Source organism: Pseudomonas sp. NPDC087614 (assembly GCF_044743485.1).
GTDB lineage: Bacteria > Pseudomonadota > Gammaproteobacteria > Pseudomonadales > Pseudomonadaceae > Aquipseudomonas > Aquipseudomonas baetica_A.
The window spans coordinates 102,697-126,677 of sequence record NZ_JBIUWN010000001.1 but is presented as its reverse complement, the minus strand read 5'-3'; the positions used below and the strand labels follow the sequence as shown (position 1 = coordinate 126,677).

The 23,981-nt window shown below is 58.3% G+C and carries 21 protein-coding genes; 14 read left to right on the top strand and 7 right to left on the bottom strand.

The annotated features are described in order from the left end of the window. Positions 1–49 precede the first annotated feature (49 nt). Positions 50–814 carry a Crp/Fnr family transcriptional regulator gene (locus ACIOWA_RS00560; protein ID WP_401157651.1) on the bottom strand — a complete coding sequence of 255 codons (765 nt, stop codon included), beginning with the start codon at positions 812–814 and terminating at the stop codon, positions 50–52. 443 nt (positions 815–1,257) lie between these two features. Here ACIOWA_RS00560 and ACIOWA_RS00555 point away from each other — a divergent pair, with 443 nt between their 5' ends. The 6 genes from ACIOWA_RS00555 (at position 1,258) to ACIOWA_RS00530 (ending at position 6,250) form a co-directional block, all read left to right on the top strand. Beyond that, positions 1,258–2,253, top strand: coding sequence for a TRAP transporter substrate-binding protein (locus ACIOWA_RS00555; protein WP_401157649.1), 996 nt, complete (start codon positions 1,258–1,260; stop codon positions 2,251–2,253). A gap of 62 nt (positions 2,254–2,315) precedes the next feature. After that, on the top strand, positions 2,316–2,948 hold the full coding sequence (locus tag ACIOWA_RS00550; RefSeq protein WP_221731730.1) for a TRAP transporter small permease: 633 nt from the start codon (positions 2,316–2,318) through the stop codon (positions 2,946–2,948). Continuing rightward, entirely contained in the window at positions 2,945–4,228 is a 1,284-nt protein-coding gene (gene dctM, locus ACIOWA_RS00545) for a C4-dicarboxylate TRAP transporter large permease protein DctM (RefSeq protein WP_339465050.1), read from the top strand. Before ACIOWA_RS00550 ends, dctM begins: the two co-directional genes overlap by 4 nt. A 181-nt stretch (positions 4,229–4,409) precedes the next feature. Beyond that, positions 4,410–4,844, top strand: coding sequence for a YeeE/YedE family protein (locus tag ACIOWA_RS00540; RefSeq protein WP_339494343.1), 435 nt, complete (start codon positions 4,410–4,412; stop codon positions 4,842–4,844). Between the two features lie 2 nt (positions 4,845–4,846). After that, positions 4,847–5,302 (top strand): YeeE/YedE family protein, encoded by a 456-nt coding sequence (locus ACIOWA_RS00535; RefSeq protein ID WP_339465052.1) that lies wholly within the window; start codon positions 4,847–4,849, stop codon positions 5,300–5,302. Between the two features lie 141 nt (positions 5,303–5,443). Beyond that, positions 5,444–6,250, top strand: a complete 807-nt coding sequence (locus ACIOWA_RS00530; RefSeq protein ID WP_339465054.1) for a PRC-barrel domain-containing protein — start codon at positions 5,444–5,446, stop codon at positions 6,248–6,250. 270 nt (positions 6,251–6,520) lie between these two features. Here the strand turns inward: ACIOWA_RS00530 and ACIOWA_RS00525 are convergent, their stop codons facing one another. The 4 genes from ACIOWA_RS00525 to ACIOWA_RS00510 all read right to left on the bottom strand — a co-directional run bounded on the left by ACIOWA_RS00525 (position 6,521) and on the right by ACIOWA_RS00510 (position 10,588). Beyond that, positions 6,521–7,348: a hypothetical protein gene (locus tag ACIOWA_RS00525; RefSeq protein WP_401157646.1), complete on the bottom strand. Its 828-nt coding sequence runs from the start codon at positions 7,346–7,348 to the stop codon at positions 6,521–6,523. A gap of 25 nt (positions 7,349–7,373) precedes the next feature. After that, the gene (locus ACIOWA_RS00520; protein ID WP_401157644.1) at positions 7,374–8,864 is read right to left on the bottom strand and encodes an NAD(P)H-hydrate dehydratase; all 1,491 of its coding nucleotides are present in this window, start codon (positions 8,862–8,864) and stop codon (positions 7,374–7,376) included. Positions 8,865–8,877: 13 nt separating this feature from the next. Next, complete coding sequence (adhP, locus tag ACIOWA_RS00515; RefSeq protein WP_401157642.1) at positions 8,878–9,912, bottom strand: alcohol dehydrogenase AdhP; 1,035 nt, start codon at positions 9,910–9,912, stop codon at positions 8,878–8,880. Between the two features lie 193 nt (positions 9,913–10,105). Continuing rightward, positions 10,106–10,588 (bottom strand): hypothetical protein, encoded by a 483-nt coding sequence (locus ACIOWA_RS00510; protein WP_221731719.1) that lies wholly within the window; start codon positions 10,586–10,588, stop codon positions 10,106–10,108. Positions 10,589–10,804: 216 nt separating this feature from the next. On the opposite strand from ACIOWA_RS00510, the gene ACIOWA_RS00505 reads away from it, so the two are divergent. Together ACIOWA_RS00505 and ACIOWA_RS00500 are read left to right on the top strand one after the other, a co-directional pair. Continuing rightward, positions 10,805–11,506: a VIT family protein gene (locus ACIOWA_RS00505; protein WP_339494394.1), complete on the top strand. Its 702-nt coding sequence runs from the start codon at positions 10,805–10,807 to the stop codon at positions 11,504–11,506. Positions 11,507–11,784: 278 nt separating this feature from the next. After that, positions 11,785–14,133, top strand: coding sequence for a response regulator (locus ACIOWA_RS00500; protein ID WP_401157640.1), 2,349 nt, complete (start codon positions 11,785–11,787; stop codon positions 14,131–14,133). 79 nt (positions 14,134–14,212) lie between these two features. On the opposite strand, the gene ACIOWA_RS00495 is transcribed toward ACIOWA_RS00500, so the two are convergent. Continuing rightward, entirely contained in the window at positions 14,213–15,121 is a 909-nt protein-coding gene (locus ACIOWA_RS00495) for a helix-turn-helix domain-containing protein (protein ID WP_339494353.1), read from the bottom strand. A gap of 162 nt (positions 15,122–15,283) precedes the next feature. Here ACIOWA_RS00495 and ACIOWA_RS00490 point away from each other — a divergent pair, with 162 nt between their 5' ends. From ACIOWA_RS00490 to ACIOWA_RS00470, 5 genes are all read left to right on the top strand, one after another. Then, entirely contained in the window at positions 15,284–16,642 is a 1,359-nt protein-coding gene (locus ACIOWA_RS00490; RefSeq protein WP_339494354.1) for a glutamine synthetase family protein, read from the top strand. A gap of 98 nt (positions 16,643–16,740) precedes the next feature. Further along, positions 16,741–17,829, top strand: coding sequence for a polyamine ABC transporter substrate-binding protein (locus tag ACIOWA_RS00485; protein WP_339507651.1), 1,089 nt, complete (start codon positions 16,741–16,743; stop codon positions 17,827–17,829). Further along, positions 17,826–19,127 carry an FAD-binding oxidoreductase gene (locus ACIOWA_RS00480; RefSeq protein ID WP_339465063.1) on the top strand — a complete coding sequence of 434 codons (1,302 nt, stop codon included), beginning with the start codon at positions 17,826–17,828 and terminating at the stop codon, positions 19,125–19,127. Before ACIOWA_RS00485 ends, ACIOWA_RS00480 begins: the two co-directional genes overlap by 4 nt. 105 nt (positions 19,128–19,232) lie before the next feature. Continuing rightward, positions 19,233–20,888, top strand: coding sequence for an intermembrane transport protein PqiB (locus ACIOWA_RS00475; protein WP_401157637.1), 1,656 nt, complete (start codon positions 19,233–19,235; stop codon positions 20,886–20,888). Between the two features lie 16 nt (positions 20,889–20,904). Further along, positions 20,905–21,456: a PqiC family protein gene (locus ACIOWA_RS00470; protein WP_339507653.1), complete on the top strand. Its 552-nt coding sequence runs from the start codon at positions 20,905–20,907 to the stop codon at positions 21,454–21,456. Here the strand turns inward: ACIOWA_RS00470 and ACIOWA_RS00465 are convergent. Next, positions 21,414–22,718, bottom strand: coding sequence for a sensor histidine kinase (locus ACIOWA_RS00465; protein ID WP_401157635.1), 1,305 nt, complete (start codon positions 22,716–22,718; stop codon positions 21,414–21,416). The genes ACIOWA_RS00470 and ACIOWA_RS00465 overlap by 43 nt on opposite strands. A gap of 327 nt (positions 22,719–23,045) precedes the next feature. On the opposite strand from ACIOWA_RS00465, the gene ACIOWA_RS00460 reads away from it, so the two are divergent. Next, positions 23,046–23,711, top strand: a complete 666-nt coding sequence (locus tag ACIOWA_RS00460) for a histidine phosphatase family protein (protein WP_401157633.1) — start codon at positions 23,046–23,048, stop codon at positions 23,709–23,711. Positions 23,712–23,981 lie beyond the last annotated feature (270 nt).

The window sequence follows — 23,981 nt, the reverse complement described above, 5'->3', positions numbered from 1 at the left end:
GCGCTCACTGGCCGCTGTGCGGTAGCGAACACAGGAGGCCGTCACAGCATCAGTGGACATGCGCCGTGAGTGCATGACAGACAGGCCTGCGCAAGTGCTCTGGCTGGGCGCAAGGCAGAAGTCGGTCGGTTTCATGCTTAACGACGGCGTAACACTCGCAACTCAATTCCTCGAGTTGGGGGCGGTCGAGCACGGTGATCAGCCCTCGGCAATACTCGATCACACCAAGCTTCTGCAACTTGCGGGCGGCCTCGGTAATGCCTTCACGCCGCACACCGAGCATGTTGCCAATGAGCTCTTGAGTCATGACGAGTTGGTTACCCGGCAGGCGATCCAGCGACAACAACAGCCAACGGCACAGGCGCTGGTCGATTGAGTGATGACGATTGCAAACCGCCGTCTGCGCCATTTGCGTGATCAACGCCTGGGTGTAACGCAGCATCAGACGCAACATTTCGCCGTGACGATTGAACTCGTCCTTGAGCAGTTGCCCTCTGAGCCGGAACGCGTAGCCGGCGCTCTGCACGACCGCCCGGCTTGAGGTGCTCTCGCCGCCCATGAACAAGGCGACACCGATCAGCCCTTCATTACCCACCACCGAAATATCGGCCGCCGCGCCGTTTTCCATGACGTAGAGCAATGAAATGATGGAGTCGGTCGGGAAATAGACGTAGCGCAAAACGTCTCCGGACTCGTAAAGGACTTTGCCCTGCGGGAATGACACCAGCTCCAGTTGAGGCAGCAGGCGATGCCGAATCTCGACCGGCAGCGCGGCAAGCAAATGATTTTGCTGAGGGTTTGGTAACTCGGACATGTCAGTCGCCTTTTGTTCAGAGCCAGATAAGCCTGCCTGTCTGTCTCTATCAAAATGGATGGGACCATGGCTGCGCCTGTGAGGGCCGGCAACCACTGCCAGGCATTCGGCAAAAACGCCAAAGCGCCCGCCCTGGCTTTGCATTGCGATGACTTCAATCTAGGCGTCTGAAGGGTTGATGAGTAGCCTCGGAAACTACCTATACGCACCGTATCTCGAGTGCCTGGGCAGCCAAGGTGATTGGCAAAAGGTTCGGAAACTACTCAGGGGCAATTGCAGGTCTTGGCGCGCGGGGGCCTGACGTTATTCGCATTACGCTCCAGCGAAATCAGCAAATCAGCCTTCAAACATGATTTTTTGCCTAGACTTGTGGTTGGCCGTATAACGAATGCGCGTCAGAACATTGAACTGTACAAAAACTAAAAGAAGAGGAATTCCCCCAAATGTTCAAATCCCTATGCAAGGCACTCGCCTGCACGCTTGCTTTAGGCAGCATGGGCACGGCCATGGCCGCTGATCCGATCATCATCAAGTTCTCACACGTTGTCGCCGAGCAGACCCCGAAGGGGCAAGGCGCGGTGCTGTTCAAGAAGCTGGTCGAGGAACGTTTGCCCGGCAAGGTCAAAGTTGAGGTCTATCCGAACTCGTCCTTGTTTGGTGACGGTAAGGAAATGGAAGCCCTGCTGTTGGGCGACGTACAGTTGATTGCGCCATCTCTGGCCAAATTCGAGCAGTACACCAAGACCCTCCAGTTGTTCGACCTGCCCTTTCTGTTTGACGACATCACCGCGGTAGACCGTTTTCAAATGAGCCCGCAGGGCCAGGGTCTGCTCAAATCCATGGAGAGCAAGAACATCACGGGCCTGGCCTACTGGCACAACGGGATGAAGCAACTGTCTGCCAACAAGCCGCTGCGTGTTCCTGGCGATGCCCGAGGCCTGAAATTCCGGGTACAGGCCTCGGCCGTACTTGAAGAGCAGTTCAAGGCCTTGCGCGCCAATCCGCGCAAAATGAGCTTTGCCGAGGTGTATCAGGGCTTGCAAACCGGTGTGGTCAACGGTGCGGAAAACCCTTACTCGAACATCTACAGCCAGAAAATGAACGAGGTACAGAAATACATCACCGAGTCCAACCATGGCGTGCTGGATTACATGCTGATCACCAACACCAAGTTCTGGAATGGCTTGCCGCCGGATATTCGCAGTGAACTGGACAAAATCATTGTGGAAGTCACCGCCCAGGTGAACAAAGAGGCCGAGCAACTCAATCAGGACGCCAAGCAAAGCATCGTTGCCGCCAAAACCACCGAAATCATCACCCTGACACCTGAGCAACGCGAGCAATGGCGCGTCGCGATGAAGCCGGTCTGGAAAAAATTCGAAGCCGATATCGGCCCTGAGCTGATCACTGCTGCCGAAGCCGCCAACAAGGCCAAATGACCGGTGGGCAGGTGCTGGCACGCCAGCACCTGCCTGTCATCACGCTACAGGAGATGCCATCCATGAATGCCTTTCGGCGCATATGGGAACACTTCGAGGAGGGTTTCATTGTCTTCCTTTTGGCCGCCATGACCTTGGTGACGTTCGTCTACGTCATCCTCAACAACCTCTATACCCTCTTCTACCGACTAGCCGACAACTGGGAAGGCGCCAGCGAAACACTATTCGCCATGGGCGATCGGGTCATGACAATGGCGCAGGCCATGACCTGGAGTACCTCGCTCACCAAGGCGCTATTTGGCTGGCTGATCTTTTTCGGGTTGTCCTACGGCGTGCGTACCGCCGGGCATATTGGCGTGGACGCCCTGGTAAAACTGGCCAGCAAACCCGTGCAGCGATTGATCGGCATTTTGGCCTGTCTGTGCTGCCTGACCTACGCCGGGCTGCTCAGTGTGGCCAGCTTCGAGTGGATTCATACCTTGATGACAGCAGGAATAGGCGCCGAAGATCTGGGCCATTTCGGCATCATGCAATGGCACATAGGGCTGATTGTTCCCGTGGGTTTTGCGTTGGTATTCATCCGTTTCGCCGAAATTTTCGTGCGCATCCTGTTGCACCGCCAGACCGGGCTGGGCCTGGCCGATGAAGCCGCTGACGTGATGAAACTGACCGAGCACGAGGACGACAAACAATGACCATTGCCTTCCTGTTCGCGACACTCTTTGCACTGATGTTCATCGGTGTACCGATTGCCATATCCCTGGGCCTGGCCGGTTCACTGACCATTGTGTTTTTCAGTCCGGACTCCGTCCGCTCTCTCGCGATCAAGCTGTTTGAAACTTCCGAGCACTACACACTGCTGGCCATTCCGTTTTTCTTGCTGGCAGGCGCCTTCATGACCACCGGTGGCGTTGCACGTCGCCTGATCGACTTTGCCAACGCTTGTGTCGGTCATATCCGTGGCGGCCTGGCGATTGCCGCCGTATTGGCCTGCATGCTGTTCGCAGCCCTTTCCGGCTCCAGCCCGGCAACGGTGGCAGCCGTCGGGTCGATTGCCATTGCCGGCATGGTTCGCTCTGGATATCCGCAGGAATTCGGCGCGGGAATCGTCTGTAACGCCGGGACCTTGGGCATTCTGATACCGCCCTCGATCGTGATGGTGGTCTATGCGGCTGCCACCGAGACCTCCGTCGGCAAGTTGTTCATGGCCGGCGTCATACCCGGTTTGTTGCTGGGTGTATCGCTGATGGTGGCCATCTACATCGTCGCGGTGAAGAAAAACCTGCCCGCCATGCCGCGCGCCACACTGCGTGAGTTTCTCAGCACCGCACGCAAGGCGATCTGGGGCCTGCTGTTGATGCTGATCATCCTGGGAGGCATTTACAGCGGGATGTTCACCCCCACCGAGGCTGCTGCCGTTGCTGCGGTGTATTCGGCATTCATCGCCTTGTTCGTCTACAAGGACCTGACGTTTCGCGAAACACCCAAAGTCCTGCTGGACTCGGCCAAGCTGAGCATCATGCTGATGTTCATCATTGCCAACGCCATGTTGTTTGCTCACGTATTGACCACCGAGCAACTGCCCCAGCAAATCACGGCCTGGGTCATTGAAGCAGGGCTGACGCCAGTGACCTTCCTGCTGGTGGTGAACGTGGTTTTGTTGATCGCCGGTGCCTTCATGGAACCCTCGGCCATTATCCTGATTCTGGCCCCGATCCTTTTCCCCATTGCCATGAAGCTGGGTATCGACCCGATTCACCTTGGCATCATCATGGTGGTCAACCTGGAGATCGGCTTGATCACACCGCCCGTCGGTCTGAACCTGTTCGTGACTTCCGCCGTGACGGGGATGTCAGTGCCCGCGACCATCAAGGCCGCGATGCCTTGGCTGATGCTTTTGCTGCTGTTCCTGATACTGATCACCTATGTCCCATGGATAACCCTGGCGCTCCCCAACTGGCTGGGCATGAATTAATCCCAGGTTCTCCCAATCCTTGACGAGGGCTCCCGACAGATCTTGCGATATTTGCCACTCGGGAGCTTCAATCAGCCTATCCTCGCGCTGACCGCTTTGGCGGCCAGCGCGACGGCCATCAGATGATCAGGATTGCATCGCGATCAACCTTCACTCCACACGCCCCTGTAAGGAGAGCGTCATGATCGACATGAACCACTTCACGCCGTTGAGCGCCTTGATCGGAGGCTTGCTGATCGGCTCGGGTGCAGTGCTGTTGATACTGTTCAACGGGCGCATCGCAGGCATCAGCGGCATTGTCGGCGGTCTGCTGCGCCCGATAACCGGGGATATCGCCTGGCGTGCGGCGTTTGTTTTGGGCCTGCTAATGGCACCACTGGCTTTTGGTCTGGTCGCCACTTTGCCCGCGATAGAGATCGATGCCGGGTATCCGCTGTTGATTGTCGCGGGCCTGATCGTCGGCATCGGCACGCGTTATGGCGCTGGCTGCACCAGCGGCCACGGTGTGTGTGGGTTATCGCGATTATCGACGCGCTCTGCGGTCGCGACACTGGTATTCATGGGGGCGGGTTTCGTTACCGTTTTCGTCGTTAAGCACCTTCTGGGAGGCCTTTGACCATGCCACTCTTCTACGCGTGGCTTGCCGGGCTGATTTTCGGTTTCGGTTTGCTGATTTCCGGCATGACAAACCCGGCCAAAGTCATTGGTTTCCTCGATCTGGGCGGGCGCTGGGACCCCTCGCTGGCCTTCGTCATGGCCGGCGCCATCGCGGTGGCGGCGGTAGGCTTCAAGTTCGCCAGAGCACGCACCCGATCACTGCTCGGCCTGCCCATGAATCTGCCCACCGCTCGACACATCGACCGGCGTCTGGTCATCGGCAGCCTCCTGTTCGGGGTGGGCTGGGGCCTGGCAGGCATTTGCCCGGGGCCTTCCCTGGTTCTGCTCGGTGCGGGCATCGGCAAAGGCGCCGTTTTCGTCATCGCCATGCTGGTCGGCATGGGGCTGTTTGAATGGCTTGAGCGACAAAAACGTCGCGGGTCGCCGATCCCGTCCTCCGTGAATAAACCCACCTGATTCCTGCGTCTTCAGCGTGCGCCAGCGAACAGACGTTGACGCCGCTAAAAGCACACCCTGTCCTTGGGCAGGTCGAATAATCGGCCTGCAGCCTTTCCATGTGCCGAGGACATCGATCGGTGCGCTACGAAGGACAGTCCTATGTTACGAAGCATGCGAGATCTCAAGGATTACACCATTGCGGCAACCGATGGTGACATCGGGGAAGTCAAAGACTTCTATTTCGACAATGAGGCGTGGGTGATCCGTTATTTTGTCGTTGAGACCGGCGCCTGGCTTGCCAGCCGCAAGGTCCTGATCACGCCCCTTTCCATCCAGGACGCCGACTGGACGCAACGTCGGCTGCACGTAGCGCTCACCAAGGATCAAGTCAAAAACAGCCCAAGTATCGACGTCGACAAACCGGTCTCTCGACAACATGAAATGCAATACCTGGGTTACTACGGGTATCCGTATTACTGGGGAAACGCAGGCATGTGGAATGCCGGGATGTACCCCGGTGGCTACGGGCTGCCGGGTGGTCCCGCTCAAGATGAACATGCCCGCGAACAGAGTGCAAAAGCCGAGCGCGCGCGCCATGAAGATGACGACCCGCACTTACGCAGTTGCAAAGCCATCATCGGGTATCACATCAAAGCCACCGATGGCGAGGTCGGGCATGTCGATAGCGTGCTGATCAACGAACAGACCTGGGCGATTCAATACCTTGTGGTCAACACCAGCAACTGGTGGCTCGGGCACAAAGTGTTGATTGCTCCTGAATGGATTGACGATATCCGTTGGCTGGATAAATCCGTGTCGGTCGACCTCGAATGCGCCTCGATCAAGGCATCGCCGCCTTATGAGTCGTCTGAGCAGTTGAATCGGGAACAGGAATCGAATCTGCATCACCACTATGGACGGACCGGCTATTGGCTGGTTGAAACCGTTATCGAGCACAAGCAGTAAGTGCGCGACAAATCAAAGAGAAAACATCGTTTGCCCGTCAGATATCTGAACGGGCAAGTGACTCTGCGCAGTAGAACCCTAGCCACGCAAGCGCAGTGCATTGGTCACGACCGACAATGAACTCAGACTCATGGCAAACGCGGCAACCATCGGTGACAACAACCAACCCGTGAACGGAAACAACAAACCGGCAGCCAACGGCACGCCGAGCGCATTGTAGACAAGCGCAAAGCCAAGGTTCTGGATGACGGGTCCAGCGTCATGCCACACTCAGGGCGGCATGACCCTGCTCAGAGGTTCACCTTCATCATCGATGCCTTGGAGCACTGCACGCTCAAATAACTCAGGCTTCCAGGCACTGGCATCGCCTACCAGTTTGGGCGCTTGAAGCCCCGTCATTCCCGAGCCGCCCTGACCGCCCATTGTGCCCATCCCATTCATCATGCCCTGCCCGCCGTTTGAACCTCCCATACCGGGTGTCATCGCGCCCATGCCAACCGCCCCACCCATTCCACGTTCGCCATGGCATTGGGCGCAGTTGCTTTGGTACAGGGCCGCGCCATCGAGTGGCGCGGCCAGGCAAAAGGTCGAACTCAAGAGCAACACAAACGCAAGATATGAACTATTCATCGAAAGCTCCCGGTTGTGAGTGGGCCAAGCCCTGCGGTCTGGCCTATTACGGCCCATACCTTTTACGAAGGCACGAGCCATTTTCGTCTTGCGTGAGTGGGCTGCGCGCGCACAGATGAACACCAGGTTGCCGATTTTGCGGTGGCTGGATAGCGCCCGTTTGCCATGACCTTCCACAAAAAACCGGTAGCGCCGATATAGGCCGGAAATATCATCACGCCCGTGATGGAGATCATCATGTTCCAGGCGTTGTTGGAGAAATACATGAGGATCATCACGGCCTGCATCACTACAGTGGAAACCCATAGCGATACCAACGAAGTACTCGCCCCATTTGCCGACAATCGGCCCCAGGGTCGCTGCCATGGACGGCGGCGCGATGACCGACAATTGCGCCTGCGTCATCAGCACGTCGGTAGGAATGTCTTCCCAAAATAGTCTGTCGCCGCCGGTATGAACCGCGTGCACGGGGCTATCGGGCCTCGACGGGTAGCTAGACGTCGAGCAGTCGACACAACACCTTTGGCAACAGGTCGGGCAGGTCCTCGGCCAGTAAGCCGGGACCGAATTCGGCGGCCGCCGCACCGTGTAGCCAGACCCCCGCCGCCGCGCTGGCGAAGGCCGGCATTCCTTGCGCAAGCAAACCAAGAATGATCCCGCTCAAGACGTCGCCCGAGCCAGCGGTGGCCAATGTCGGAGGCGCGTTGGCATTGATGATTGCCCTGCCGTCGGGCGCGGCTATCACCGTGTCGCTGCCCTTGAGCACCACGACGGCGCCGCAACGCAGGGCCGCAGCACGGGTGCGTGTGAGCTTGTCGCCGGCGAAGTCGAACACCCGTCGAAACTCCCCCTCATGAGGTGTCAGCACGCAGGGGCCGTGAATCGCGCGATCGAGTACACCGGGTTCGTCCTCAAAAGCGCTGATCGCGTCCGCGTCGATGACGGTCGGGCGTCCACTGGCAAGCATCGCCAGTACGTGCCCAAAGGTTTCCTTGTCCACGCCTGCACCGGGTCCTATCAACCAGGCAGAAAAGCGACTGCCGTTGAGCAGGTGCCCAAAATCTTCCGGAGTCACCCATGGACGCACCATGATGCTGTCCAGCGCTGTCGCATAAATGGCCAACGCCAGTTCAGGCACCGCAATGGTGGTAAGCCCCGCGCCCGCTCTGGCTGCAGCTCTTGCAGCCATTCGAGCCGCACCGGTCATTGGATACCCGCCAAAGATCAGGGCATGCCCACGACTGTGTTTGTCGGTACTCGCCTTGGGGCGGGGCAAACTGGCCAGCCATAACGCCGGGCTGTTCTCAAAGGTGCGGGGGGCTATGGTGTCGATCACCGCGTTGGGAGTGCCAATATCCACAACAATGACTTCGCCGCACAGGTCCCGGCCTGGCAATAGCAAGTGCCCCGCTTTCTTGCACAGAAACGTGACCGTCAGTACCGCCGCGGCTGCCCCCAACGTTTCACCGGTATCCCCCATGACCCCGCTGGGCATATCGATTGCGATGAGGGGCACACCGCCCTTGCTGGCGGCAGCAAGCGTCGCCAATGCCTGGCCTTCAAGGGGGCGGCTGAGGCCGGCACCGAAAAGCGCATCGACAATCAGTTCAGCCCCCTCAAGCACCGCGGGGCTCATGTCTTCAACGTCCCCTTCCCAGCGCTGGGCGTGTTGCCGGGCTTCGTCCTTCAGGCTGAATCGACTGCCCAGCATCGCCACCCGCACCGGCCAGCCGGCTTGCGCCAACACATGCGCCGTGACGAAACCGTCACCACCGTTGTTGCCCGGCCCGCACAGCACCAGCACCGCCCGTGGTGCCCAGCGCCGCTCGATTTGGTGCGCTACGGCTGCACCAGCGTTGGCCATCAGCTCGAAAGACGACACGCCGGCAACGACCGACAAGCGATCGGCCTCTGCCATCTGCCGAATCGTCAAGACCGAAGTCTGACGACTTTTCAGCGCCACCTCGCCAATCAAGATGTTCATGCTTTGGCACTCTTCAACCGGCACTGAAATCGATGACCACGCGCGATGGAACATCACCGTGTTCCAGCCGCTCGAAAATCTGGTTGATCGCCGATAACGGCTGCAACTCGATGTCGGCCTTGACTTTGCCCTGAGCGGCGAAGGCCAGTGCTTCGGCCATGTCCTGGCGGTTGCCGACAAAAGAACCGCGAACGGTGATGCAATTGGCAACCACATCAAACAGTGGCACCGGAAACTCGCCCGGCGGCAATCCCACGAGTACGCAAACCCCATGTTTACGGGTCATTGCCACCCCCTGTTTGAACGCACTGAGCGAGGGGGCCGTGATGAGTACGCCATGGGCGCCACCGTCGGTAGCCTCTTTGACCGCCGCCGCCGGATCCCCATTTTTGGCGTTGACCACGGCATCGGCACCAAGCCGGGTGGCATGGGCCAGTTTGCGCTCATCAATATCCACGGCGCAGACTTGTAGCCCCATCGCTTTGGCGTACTGAACCGCCAGGTGACCGAGGCCACCGACACCGGAAATCGCAATCCACTGTCCTGGTCGGGCTCCGGTCTCCTTGATGCCTTTGTAAGTCGTGACGCCGGCACAGATGATCGGCGCAGCCTCCCGCGGGTCAAGACCATGGGGGATGTGCGCCACGTAGTTCGGGTCGGCGAGGATGTATTGGGCAAAGCCGCCGTTCTTCGTATAGCCACCGAACTGTGCTTGGGCGCAGACCGTTTCCCAGGCCGAGAGGCAGTACTCGCAATGCCCACAGGCCGAGTAAAGCCAAGGCACACCCACCCGTTCCCCGACTTTTACGTTGCTGACCCCTGCCCCGATCTGCGTTACCACGCCAATCCCCTCATGCCCGGGAATAAAGGGCAGCGTCGGCTTCAATGGCCAGTCACCACGCGCGGCGTGAAGATCGGTATGGCAGACACCACAGGCTTCGGTCTTGACCAGGATCTGCCCAGGGCCCACTGAAGGGACGTCAAACTCTCTGATGACCAGCGGTTGGCCGAACTGCTCGACCACCGCGGCCTGCATTTTCATCGTCATGAAATGTTCCTCTTGAGGTGCCCCGTAAGCCCCCAGAGAACTCTGAGAGTGATGAAGGCAACAATGACCTTTGGGTTACAGCACTGGAACGCTCCAGACGTGGTCTCTTGACTGAGTGGATCAACGGTTTCAAAACCGGCCATCACCGCAGTCAATGTGCCCACACGCCAGAGCAGTCGATGCGAGGCCAGGCTCAGCGACCGAGCACCGAGCTTGCGGTCGCGACGTCATCGTCACTGCCATGCACGATGAGTAAGTACTCATCGGCTTTGAGCGCAGTTTCGTATTCGATGACCTGATCCTTGCCAGCACCGAGACCGACCAGTGCTGCGCCCAGTGCCGACAGCCCTCCCACGATCACCGCCCCTTCAAGCGCACCGACCAGCATCGCCACAAAGGGGCCAGCCAAAGCGACGAGTCCCAAACCTGGCAAAAAGAAAAACGCCGGTGTCACCAGCAGCCCCCAGAACGATCCGCACAAGGCACCCATGCCACCCCAGGCCATCACCTTGTCACCGAGTTGGTAGAAGCCAATCGGATGCTCTTCAGTCTGGTAGCCCTTGCCCACGAGGGAGAGTTTCTTAACGTCAAAATCTGCCTGATTCAGAGTACGGATTGCTTCTTCAGCGTCGGCGTGGGTCTTGAAAATGTAGAAATTATTACGGCTGATGCTCATGGTCGCAGGCCTGATCGTTGAAACATGTCTGAAAACGCTGCAAGACACGTGTGGTCAACCGTCGCGCACCGCCTGAACGTCAGAAGGAGACGAGGATGCTGACGTGTCGAGCCAACGTCACAAACCTCAACTTAGGCGCCTGACCCGCTAATGAGTAGCCTCGGAAACTACCTACACTCTGTGCTGAAACCATCGCGCAAAAGGCCAAACACAATGATCAGGTTCACACGCCGTCATGCCGAAACCCATAACAGCGACCGTATCGGCTGGCTCAGAGCGGCCGTGCTGGGGGCAAATGACGGGATCGTCTCAACCGCCAGCCTGTTGATAGGCGTCGCCGCCGCCGGCGCCACGCACAACACGCTGATGGTGACCGGCATGGCCGGCCTTGTAGCGGGCGCCATGTCGATGGCCGCAGGCGAGTACGTTTCGGTGCATTCTCAGGCCGACACCGAGCACGCGGATCTGGCAAAAGAGCAAAAAGAGATTGATACCAAACCTGCGGCAGAACACCGGGAGCTGGCGCAGATCTACATCCATCGAGGGGTTGAACCCGAGTTGGCCAGCCAGGTCGCCAGTCAGCTAATGGCTCACGACGCATTGGGCGCACATGCCCGTGACGAGTTGGGTATTTCAGAGACGCTCAGTGCCAAACCCCTTTCTGCCGCTTTCGCGTCGGCGACGAGCTTTGTCGTCGGCGCCGTTTTGCCAGTGGCGGTCACGCTGATCGTGCCGCTTCAGAACGTGATTCTCTGGATATCGATCATGTCGCTGCTTTTCCTGGCCTCCCTGGGCGCAGTCGCCGCGCAGGCCGGAGGCGCCTCTTTGCTCAAAGGCGCCTGGCGTGTGACCTTCTGGGGGGCGTTGGCGATGGTCAGCACCGCTGTGGTTGGGCATTTGTTCGGTGCGGTTGTCTAGGGCCGGTCAGTCTTTATCAACGCCCCATCGGCGGCGCTTGGCCGGGTTGCGTCAGTGGGCTCGGAAACTACTCAGCGTTAAGCGAAAGTCCTTGCGCAGAGCTTCAAGCGACGACCGCCGGTCGGAGAGAAATGTCTGACGCCGACCTGCGCCCAATCATTGCGCCCGTTCACGTCGTTGAACCGCCCCTCGCGCGCCAGCGAGCATTGCCTGGTGATTAAAGGGGTGTAGGATCCAAGGACGTGTTCACCCGGAATGCACTCACGCGGAAAGTCACAATGGCAGTTCGTCCGCCACTCGACACTGGAACCGCCACGCCCAGGATGATGACTCCATCTCCTTTGGCTGATGCTGCAACGTTGGGCTCCAAAGCGCGAATGGCCCCCAATGAAACAACAGACGCCCTCGATCAGTTACGTTTGCTCAATGGCCAGTTGGCCGAGATGAATCATGAGCTTCGTAGCAAGCTCGACCAGCAACGGGACGCTGCGCTGGACTGCCAGAATGTGCTGAACGGCATCAACATCGCGGCTGTCTTGCTGGACGAGCAGTTGAACATTCGTCTGTTCACACCGGCCACCCAAACCTTGTTCAGCATGCGTGCCGCCGACATTGGACGTCCGCTGGCCGAGCTATGCTCGTTGGCAACAGACGCCAATCTTCTGGAAGACGCCAGAGCGGTGATGCGTGACACGACGCCGCTGGAGCGAGAAGTCCGATCACAGAGCGGTATGAGTTTTACTCGGCGGATTTCCCCTTACATCAAGCACGACCATTGTGTGGAAGGGGTCATCATCACCTTTACCGACATCTGCGACAAAAAGCAGGTCACCCAGGCACTTGAAGAAGCGACGCATAACGCGCAGTTGGCAACGGCTGACCGTACACGGTTTCTGGCCTGTGCCAGTCATGATCTGCGCCAGCCTTTACAAACGCTCAAGTTGTTGCAAGGCCTGTTACTGAGCCTGTTGAAAGAGGAACAGCCTCGAAAACTGACCATCAGAATTGGCGAAACAGTGGGCGCCATGTCCGGCATGTTGAATGCACTACTGGATATCAACCACATTGAAACCGGTGCCGTTCAGGCAAACCCCGTAACTTTCCGAGTGAGTGATCTGCTGGACCGACTCGCCGACGAATTCAATTACAAAGCCTCTGCCCAAGGGTTGAGGCTGAAGGTCGTGCCCTGCCATCTCTCGGTCGAAAGTGATCCGCGCCTATTGGAGCAGATCCTGCGCAATCTGCTGTCCAACGCGCTGCAATACACCCATGAAGGTCGGATACTCCTGGGCTGCCGGCGACATGGCGGGTGGCTGAGTATCGAAGTTTGGGACACAGGCCTGGGTATCGAGCCGTCCCATCTGGAATCCATCCTTGCGGCCGAGCCGCCAGGCAAAGAGCCTGTCGCTGGATTTGAAACGGGTTTGCCTGCCGTCAAACGCTTATGTGCCCTGCTCGGGCATCGACTGCGTGCGCAATCGCGCATCCAAAAGGGGTCTGCCTTCGCCATTGATGTCGTCTTGACGCCTGAAAGTGCAGCGTTGCCAGGTGCCATGCATCCAACGGATCAGTCGGCGCAAGGCCGCACGGCAAACGGTGAAATGATCCTGGTTGTCGAGGATGACGTCGAACTGCTCGAGTTGTTGGGGACATTGCTCAAATCCGCAGGCTATCAAGTGGCAATGGCCAAAGACGGGATGACGGCACTGGAAAGTGTCACGCGTGGCGGCGTACAACCCGATCTGATTCTGGCCGACTTCAATCTGCCCGGGGCGATCAACGGCTTACAGATGATCACTCAGTTACGCATGGCACTTCATCGCAGCATGCCTGCCATCATTCTGACGGGAGATATCTCGCGCCTGACCTCCCGCGACGTAGCGTTCGAACACTGCGTTCAACTGAACAAACCGGCGAAGCTAAAAGAGGTCACGTTCGTCATTGCGTCGTTGCTTGCACAGCAACGCGCCGCAAAAAACGAAAGTGAGCGACCCGAACAATTCGCCCCTGGCATTGCGCGCTCATCGATCATCTTCGTAGTCGATCGCGACGATCTCTTTCGCCACACGATTCGCGGCGTGCTTGAATCCCACGGCTACGCGGTTCACGACTACGCGACCAGTGAAGCGTTTCTTGCAGACTATGCCCCCGGCCCGCCCGCCTGCCTGCTGATCGATGCCCACCTGCCAGGAATGGAAGGCGTTGAACTGCTGCACCAACTGAGAAAGAACGGCGATGACTTGCCCGCTGTCGTGATCAGCGGCAGCAATGAAGTGTCGATTGCCGTCGATGCCATGAAGGCCGGCGCTTCAGATTTCATTGAAAAGCCATTCGGTCGTAGTGAGATGCTTCAGAGCATTGCGCGAGCCTTGGAACACTCGCAGGACGCCAATAAAAAATTGGCGTGGATGCAGGAAGCGACTCATTGCATCGATAGCCTGACCTTACGGCAGCGACAAGTCATGGACATGGTACTGGCAGGATTTGCGAGCAAACACATTGCAGCGCAACTCGGAATCAGCCAGCGCACGGTGGAAAACCACCGCGCCGCGGTCATGACTCGAACCCACTCCAAGTCCATTCCCGCCCTGGCGCGTGTGGCACTGGCCGCCGATTTGAGAATTTGAATGAGCGACGGGCTCCCGGGTTGCGCACAGTGGTCGTGCACGTTGTTCGCATTCTGGGGTCACAAAGGACTTTGCTTCGCTACGCCATGGGTGAACGCTTGAGCGTCTCGCTTGGCAGTTCCTTGAACAGCGACCGGTAACTGTTGGAAAACCGCCCCAAGTGCCAGAACGACCAATTCATCGCCACTTCGGCGACCGTCGTTTGCGTCGGTGTGCACTTGAGTAATTCGCGGTGAGCACTGTTCAACCGGCGCAGACGCAACCATTGACTCGGGGTCATCCCGGTGTAGGCCTTGAACGCCTGTTGCAACTGCCGCAATGACACCCCTGCCACTTGGGAAAGCTCCAGCAAATTCAACGTCTCTTCCGGTGAATCGGCAGCCCACTCCCCGATCCGTTTCATGAGCGTTCGCTCTTCGGTACGACGCTGCAATTCACCGTGATCCAGGCCTATACGTGCGTTGTCGAGGATAAACAGACAATCCTCTAAAAGCTGCCGAGTAAGCGCGTCTTTTTCTTTTGAATCAATGGGTTGTGAAAGTTTTGTGAGAATCGAGCTTAACCAGCGACTGAACAGTGCGTTCTGCCCGCCCTTGAGTTGCGTCATGAACAAGCCTTCGAGTTTCGCCAGATCCAGACCTTGCTGACGGACAAACTCCGGGCCGAACACCACGGCGATTTCCTGGTAGTTCTCCGGGGTGATCCAGATGTTGCGACTGTCTTCATTGAGCAGATACAGCGCGTTGTCACTGCGATCAAAACAGAACGCCAAAGCCCCTTGCGGCGCGCTGAAATTCTGCTCGACCCGGGTGTTCATCTGCTCTTCGTAGACCTCGACACCCTGCAGATCCAGATAACGAATCTGCCCGGCGAAATGCCCCGGCGACATCTGTTGGTAATGCTGAACCCAGCCCGGTGTGGCGCGGACTTGCTCGGCCACATCGGCGGTGTTGAATGCTTGAACCTGTAGCGGATTGCACGTTGTCATGGGGTGACCTTGCGCACTCTTTTGGTGCGCTTTGGTGCTGCTTAAAGTGGATAGATGGAACCGCAAAGCTCGCCCAAGATAGTCGTCAATGCGCCACAGGGGAAGGGGCGGAAGATGAAACCCGCCCTCCCCGGCGTCTCTAAAACCAATAACGAGGTCTTTATGAATGCCCCTTTCGATCAGCTGTTCACTTGGCTGAAAGATCACAAGATTACCGAAGTTGAATGTGTGGTCAGCGACCTGACCGGCATCGCCCGCGGCAAGATCGCACCGACCAACAAGTTCCTCCAGGAGCGCGGCATGCGCCTGCCGGAGAGTGTGCTGCTGCAAACGGTAACCGGGGATTTTGTCGACGACGACATTTACTACGACCTGCTCGACCCGGCCGACATCGACATGATCTGCAAACCGGTGAGCGATGCGGTCTACGTGATTCCATGGGCCATCGAGCCGACGGCCATCGTCATCCACGACACCTTCGACAAGTTCGGCAACCCGATCGAACTGTCGCCGCGCAACGTGCTGAAGAAAGTCTTGCAGCTGTATACCGACAAAGGCTGGAAGCCGATTGTGGCGCCGGAAATGGAGTTCTACCTGACCCAGCGCTGCGAAGACCCGGACTTGCCGCTCAAGGCACCGCTGGGTCGTTCGGGCCGCGCTGAAAGTGGCCGGCAGTCGTTCTCCATCGATGCGGCTAATGAATTCGATCCGCTGTTCGAAGACGTCTATGACTGGTGCGAACTGCAAGGTCTGGACCTCGACACGCTGATCCACGAAGACGGCCCGGCGCAGATGGAAATCAACTTCCGTCACGGCGACGCCCTGGATCTGGCCGACCAGATCACCGTGTTCAAACGAACCATGCGTGAGGCGGCGCTCAAGCACAACGTCGCGGCGACGTTCATGGCCAAGCCCATTGGTGACGAACCGGGCAGCGCCATGCATATCCACCAAAGTGTGGTGGATATCGCCACCGGCCAGCCGATCTTCGCCACCGCCGATGGGCAAATGAGCGAGTTGTTCCTGCATTACATCGGCGGTTTGCAGAAGTACATCCCTAAAGTGCTGCCGATGTTCGCGCCCAATGTGAACTCGTTCCGCCGTTTCCTGCCGGACACCTCGGCACCGGTCAACGTCGAATGGGGCGAAGAGAACCGCACCGTTGGTTTGCGTGTGCCGACCTCCAGCCCGCAAGCCATGCGCGTTGAAAACCGCCTGCCGGGTGCCGATGCCAACCCGTACCTGGCGATTGCCGCGAGTCTGCTCTGCGGTTACATCGGCATGGTCGAGGGCATCGAGCCTAGCGCTGCGGTACAAGGCCGCGCCTACGAACGCCGCAACCTGCGTTTGCCGATCACCATCGAAGAAGCCCTGACGCAAATGGAAGAGTGCGACACCGTTGCGCACTACCTGGGCGACAAATTCGTACGCGGCTACGTCGCGGTGAAACGTGCCGAGCATGAAAACTTCAAGCGCGTGATCAGCTCGTGGGAACGCGAGTTCCTGATGCTGAGCGTTTAAGCCAATTCCACAAATCCTCTGTAGGAGGGGGCAAGCCCCCTCCCACAAGGGAAATAGCGAACCACCTGAAAAATCCAATAATTCGAAGAGGTGTCGATATGCGTCTATTGAAATCCGTACTCCCGGTTGCTCTGAGCGTGCTGTTCAGCGCCGTGGCCCACGCCGAACCCCAGGTCAGCGTCTACAACTGGACCGACTACATCGGTGAAACCACCCTCGCCGACTTCCAGGCCAAGACCGGAATCAAGGTGATCTACGACGTTTTCGACTCCAACGAAACCCTCGAAGGCAAGCTGCTCGCCGGTCGCACCGGTTATGACGTCGTGGTGCCGTCCAACCATTTCCTCGCCCGTCAGGTGAAGGCCGGCGCCTTTCTCAAACTGGATCGTTCGCAGTTGCCGAACTGGAAGAACATCGACCCGAAATTGCTCAAGCTGCTGGAAAAGAACGATCCCGGTAACTTGCACTCAGTGCCTTACCTGTGGGGCACCAACGGCATCGGTTACAACGTCGACAAGGTCAAGCAAGTGTTGGGCATCGATCACATCGACTCCTGGGCCGTGCTGTTCGAGCCTGAGAACATGAAAAAACTCAGCCAGTGCGGCGTCTCGATGATGGACTCGGCCGACGAAGTTTTCCCCGCCGTACTCAACTACATGGGCATGGACCCTCGTAGTGAAAACCCGAAAGACTTTAAAAAGGCTGAAGCGAAGCTGCTGAGCGTTCGCCCTTACATCACCTATTTCCACTCATCGAAATACGTCTCGGACCTGGCCAACGGCGACATCTGTGTAGCCTTCGGTTACTCCGGCGACGTGTTCCAGGCTGCCAACCGCGCCAAAGAAGCCAAGAACGGCGTGAACATCGCCTACGCCATTCCCAAAGAAGGCGCCAACCTGTGGTTCGACCTGCTAGCCATCCCGGCAGACGCCAGCAACCCGAAAGAAGCCCACGCCTTCATCAATTACCTGCTCGATCCGCAAGTGATCGCCAAAGTCAGCACTTCGGTCGGTTACGCCAACCCGAATCCGGCCGCCAAGCAATACATGGATCAGGACCTGGTCAACAACCCTGAGGTTTATCCCTCGCAGGCCGTGCTCGACAAACTCTACATCTCCTCTACCCCGCCCCAGGCGATCATGCGTCTGATGACCCGCTCCTGGAGCAAAGTGAAGTCCAACAAATGAATCAGTACAGCCAAGAACACGCCCGCTCCTATTACGCTGCTTCAGCGCGGGCGACCACGCCCTACCCGATACTGGACAGCGATCTGAGTGCCGATGTCTGCGTGATCGGCGGCGGGTTCACCGGGGTCAATACCGCCATCGAACTGGCGCAGCGCGGACTCTCGGTGATCCTGATCGAAGCCCGGCGCATTGGCTGGGGCGCCAGCGGGCGCAATGGCGGTCAGTTGATTCGCGGGATCGGCCATGAGGTCGAAGGTTTCGCCCGTTATGTCGGTCAGGAAGGCGTGCGCTACTTGCAGCGCTCCGGCATTGATTCGGTGGAGCTGGTGCGCCAGCGCATCGGCGACAACAGCATCGATTGCGATCTGCACTGGGGGTTCTGTGAGCTGGCCAACACGGCCGCGCAATTTGCTGCCTTCAGGGACGAACACGTTGGCCTCGCCGAACTCGGTTACGCCCATGAAACCCGGTTGGTCGGCCCCGAGCAGATCCGCCAGCAAGTGGTCAACGCCGAAGGCTATGCGGGCGGTCTGATCGACATGGGCTCAGGTCACCTGCATCCGCTCGATCTTGTACAGGGCGAAGCGCGGCTGGCCGCGTCCCTGGGTGTGCGCATCTTCGAGCAGAGTCCGGTGCTGGAAATCATCCACGGCACAACCGTGCAAGTGCGTTGCGCCACCGGCACCGTACGTGCCGGCAGCCTGGTACTCGGTTGCAACGCGCACCTGGATGAGCTCGAAAAACAGCTCAGCGGCAAAGTGCTGCCGGCGGGCAGTTACATCATCGCCACCGAACCATTGTCCGACGAACGTGCCGCGCAACTGATCCCGAACAATTTTGCGCTGTGCGATCAGAAGGTCGGGCTTGATTATTACCGGCTCTCGGCGGACCGGCGCCTGCTGTTCGGCGGTGCTTGCCATTATTCCGGACGCGATCCGGCGGACATCGCCGCCTACATGCGGCCGAAGATGCTCAAGGTCTTCCCGCAACTGGCGGACGTGCGCGTCGAATATCAGTGGGGCGGCAAAATCGGCATCACCGCCAACCGCTTCCCGCAGGTCGGCCGACTCAAGCAGCACCCGAACGTGTTCTACGCCCAGGGGTATTCCGGCCATGGCCTGAACGTCACCCACTGGTGCGCGAAACTGCTCGGCGAGGCGATTGATGCCGGTCACAGCCAGGGCATGGACGTGTTCAGCGGCGTGCCGCACATGACCTTCCCCGGCGGCCCGGCCTTGCGTTCGCCGCTGCTGGCACTGGGAATGTTCTGGTATCGCTTACGCGAGATGCTCGGCTGAGGTCTTTCCCTTCCGCACATTTGCTCTATCGCCCAGCACTTCTATATTGATGAAGTGCTTTTGCGTTCCTGACGCTCAGTGCCCAATTATTGAAGGAGGACACGGATGAAGTCGTCAGCCACCGACGAGCCGCGAGCACCAGACCAGGCGCCGATAAAGACCCGACGCTTCAGTGTGTCATTGGTCTGGATCGTGCCAATCGTTGCGGTGCTGGTGGGGATTTCGCTGGTGGTGCACAACCTTCTGCAGGAAGGGCCGACCATCGCCGTCAACTTCAAGACCGGCAGCGGCCTGGTGGCCAACAAGACCGAGGTCAAATACCGCAACGTGGTGATCGGTCAGGTGACCGATGTCGAACTGAGCGATGACCAGAAAAGCGTCAACGCCACCATCAAACTGGCCAAGCGTGCCGAATCCTTCACCCGCGAAGACTCCCAGTTCTGGGTGGTGCGCCCGCGTATTGGGGCCGGCGGTGTGTCGGGTATCGATACCCTGCTTTCCGGCGACTACATTGGTGCCGATATCGGCCAGTCCAACACCCGAGCCAAACACTTCAAAGGTCTGGAAAACCCACCACCGATCACCTATGGCGAACCCGGCAAGCGCTTCATGTTGCACGCCCCGGATCTCGGTTCGCTGGACATCGGCTCGCCGATCTACTACCGCAAGATCCCGGTCGGTCAGGTCGTCAGCTACGCACTGGCATCTGACGGCAAGGGCGTGGACATTGAAGTGTTCATTCATGCGCCCAACGATGCTTTTGTCACCGAAAACACCCGTTTCTGGAACGCGAGCGGTATTGACGTCAGCGTCGGCGCCAACGGCTTTCAGTTAAAGACCGAATCGTTGTCGTCGATGCTGGTCGGTGGTATTGCCTTTCGGGCGCCGGACTACAGCCCCAATGACGTTGCTGCGGCCGATGACAAACACTTCGAACTGTTCGAAGACCAGCAAACCGCCCTCGCCCCACCCAGCGGCAAAGCGCAATACCTGAGCTTGCGTTTCGACCAATCCTTGCGCGGGCTCAAGGTCGGCGCTCCGGTGGAGTTCCTCGGCATAGAGATCGGCCGGGTGGTGGCGATCAATCTGGATTTCGACGCGAACAAAAGCAGCTTCCCGCTGAATGTCGGCATTGTCATATACCCGCAGCGCCTCGGTCTGGCCTACGGAAAAATGCTCAAGACCTTCAAGCACAACCCCGACGACGAAGCTGCCGGCATACGCCTGATCGGCACCTTCATCGACAAGGGCCTGCGTGCGCAAGCCCGCAGCGGCAACCTGCTGACCGGACAGTTGTACATCGCCCTGGACTTCTTCCCGAAAGCCGAAAAAGTCGCGTTTGACCCGACGCAGCGCCCAGTGGTGATTCCGACGGTTCCCGGCAGCCTCGAACAGCTACAGGTCAAACTCGAAGCCATGATCGACAAGCTCAACAAACTCCCGGTCGGCAGCATCGCCAGCAACCTGGACAGCAATCTGGTCGAACTGCGCAAAGGTCTGACCCAGTTCAACGCCAAGACCCTGCCGGGCGTGCAGACCACCCTCGCCGACGTCAGCAAAACCTTGCAGTCCGCCAACTCGACCCTGGCCGAAGATTCGCCGCAGCGCGAAAAACTCAACCAGACCCTCGATGAACTCGCACGCATGTCGCGCTCCTTGCGTGAGCTGTCGGATTATCTGGGCCGTCACCCGGAATCGCTGATTCGCGGGCGCCCCGACAACGCCGCGCCACTGGACCTGAAAGGACCGCCACGCAATTGAGCACAGGAGCTAACCCATGGCTTTACCGCTGAAGATCACCGTGCTCGCTGCGTTCATGTTGCTGGGTGCTTGCCGCAGCGACCCGATCAGCTTTCACACCCTGACGCCGGTGCAACCCGGTAGTCACCGGGCGGGCACACAAATCCCGATTGAAGGGATCACCGTGCCGCCCCAGGTGGATCGTCCGCAAATTGTCGTCCGCGAGGGCAGCAGCGGCCTGGCGATTCTGGAAACCCACTGGTGGGGCGCGAGTCTGGCGGATGAGTTGCGCAGTGCCTTGACCGACCAACTGAGCAACATCAGCGGGCGGGGCACTGTCTCGGTGCGTATCGATGTACAACGCTTCGACTCGATTCCCGGCCAGTACGCGTTGATCGATGCAACATGGCGACTGCGGCCGCTCGGCGATACCGACAACGGCCTGTTGACCTGCCGTTCCACGCTGCAAACGCCGTCAGGCCCCAGTATCGATGAACTGGTCTCGGCCCAGCAGAACAACGTCAAACGTCTGGCTGCCCTGATCAGTCAGACCGCTGGCGATCCGCACAGGTGCCCAGCTTCTTCTTGAGTCAGCGTCACGGTAAAACGACAACTGTTGGGCTCACGGCTGGTGAGTTGCACCTGCCAATGCTGCTGGTTACAGATTCTCTGCACCAATGAAAGCCCCAAGCCGAGGCCCTCTCCACGCTGCTCATCGCCGCGCACGAATGGCTGGAACATCGCATGGTGTTGCTCCTCGGGGATACCGATGCCGCTGTCCTCGACCACAAAGCTGTTTTCGTGGAGGGTCAGGCGGACAAACCCTTGATCGGTGTAGTGCCAGGCGTTGCGCAACAGATTGCCCATGACCGACTGCACAAAGGTCAGGTTGTAGAGCGCCGTTCCTGCGTGTTGCGCGTCGTAGATAAATTCCAGGCCCTTTTCACGAATCAGCCGCCCCCAGACTTCAACCAAAGCATCGGCGACCTCCCTGAGCGAGCAGGCAGATTCAGTGCCGGCTTCCTGTTGCTTGCGGGCCAGCAGCAAGAATGTCTCGACCAACTGGCGCATTTCGTCGCTGGCCCGGGCGATGCGGTTGACTTGCGCCGAGGAGCGCGCGTCCAGTGAAGGGTTGGCCAGCAACAGTTCGCAGGAACTGGCGAGCACCATCAGCGGTGTGCGCAATTCGTGGCTGACGTCGCTGGTGAAGAGTTTCTCCCGGCTCAGCGTTTGCCTTAACCGGCCCAGCGTCTGATCGAACGACAACGCCAGTTCGCCGACTTCGTCGGCGGCATAGTCCGGATGCAGAGGCGGAGCCAGTTCAATGAGTTGGTCGCGATGCCTGACCTGGTTCGCCAGACGGATCACCGGGGCCATGACCCGCCGCGCCAGTAGACGGCCCAGCCCAATGGCCAGCAACACGCTGAGCATGAAACCGACAATCACCACAATGAACAGCAATCGCTCGCGCTGCTCAAGGTTTTCCTGGTCCCGCAACAGTACGTATTTTCGCCCGCCAACAGCTTCCACCATCGCGTAGAAGTCATCGCCGTCAAACTGGATCTCCTGAAAGCCCAAAGGCAATGCTGCCAGTTGCGCGGTGAGCGCCATGGTCCCTCGTCCGCCCTCGAAAAAAAACAGCTCACTTTTTTCAGGTTTATGGTTCCAGTGGCTGATGTCATCCATCGCCAGTAACCGGTGCAACCCTCCGCCGAGCGTGGTACGGGTCAAATTGCGCTCGACCACGTGCACGGTGGCGACAATCCCTAGCGCAAACACACCGGCGACCAGGGCGCTCATCGAGGCGAAGACGACCACAATCCGTTTGGTGAGGCTTTGCTTAAAGTCCATTGGCTAGAAATGACTCCACGACTGCTCAGTTCAATCGCAAAAAAAGGGCGCTGCACGGTTGTGTTCATGCTTGCAGCTTTACCGGCACTGGCAACTTTTGTTAAGGGGGCTTCACGAATAAAACAGCAATTGAGTTTGGTTATCAAATAGCCGTTTTAGTTTGTTTGCTGATGCGCTCGCAAATTTTTCACATGTTCTTCACCACACCGCCATGATCATCAGCGCAATGTTCAGCCTCCATTCAAGTAAACAATCGTGAAGCTGGTTTAATCGTCATCCCTCCATTGCACCAGCGAGACTTCAAGTATCTACACAAGGGGCAGTAACTTGATTGAATCATTACAATTAAAAAGACCTGCCAAACAATGGCGTTATTCCCGTCTGCGTCTCTTGCTAACGGCTTTTGGCCTGGTGCTGGTCACCGCATTGGTCAGCGGTTTTGTCTGGTCGCAGCGTTCCCCAAAGGATTTGGGCAACGCCGCAAGCACCGTCACCGCCCAATGGATGAAAGCCTGGCAGGCTGGAGAAGTTGTCGCACTGGTGCGACATACCGAACGGTGTGACCAGTCAACCAACCTTTGCCTGGGGCCGGCAGATGGCATTACTCAGGTAGGACGTGACGCGGCTGTTGCCGTCGGACAAGGGTTCGTGCGGCTGGGCATGAAGCGGGCCGAAGTGTTCAGTAGTCCGCTCACCCGTACCGCACAAACCGCCCACTCCATGTTCGGCCAGGACGCCATCACACAGGACTGGCTGGAGGTGTGTGGGCCGACGATGCGCAATGACGTCGTGGCGCACAAGACGGCAGGTCATAACCTGGTGCTGATCACCCACAGCGGCTGCATCAGCGATTTTGAAAAGCAGACCGGTTACCCCCACGCGGTGACAGCTCAATACGGCAGTGCATTGTTGGTACGCATAGCCCCCCAAGGCGAACTTAAAGTCCTGGGCATTTTGAATGAAAACGCGTGGTCGAAAATCGCCCAGCAATAAACCGGTCAATGAATGCAGCGAACATAAAAGTCTCTCCGACTTGCCCGTCACTTTGTAATAATTGATTTCGAACATATGTGAACGCTGGACATTCGCATTTTTTAAACTTGTCTTAGCAAGGCGAACTTTGTACTGGAAGCAGAAAAGTTCGCTGAATACAGGAAATGTCTGTCGGACTTAACTTACTTGCATTCATCCACCAATAACACGCTCGCCTCGGATTGTGCCAAGTGCGTTATTGAAACAAACACCCTGCTCTGCCCCAAGGTC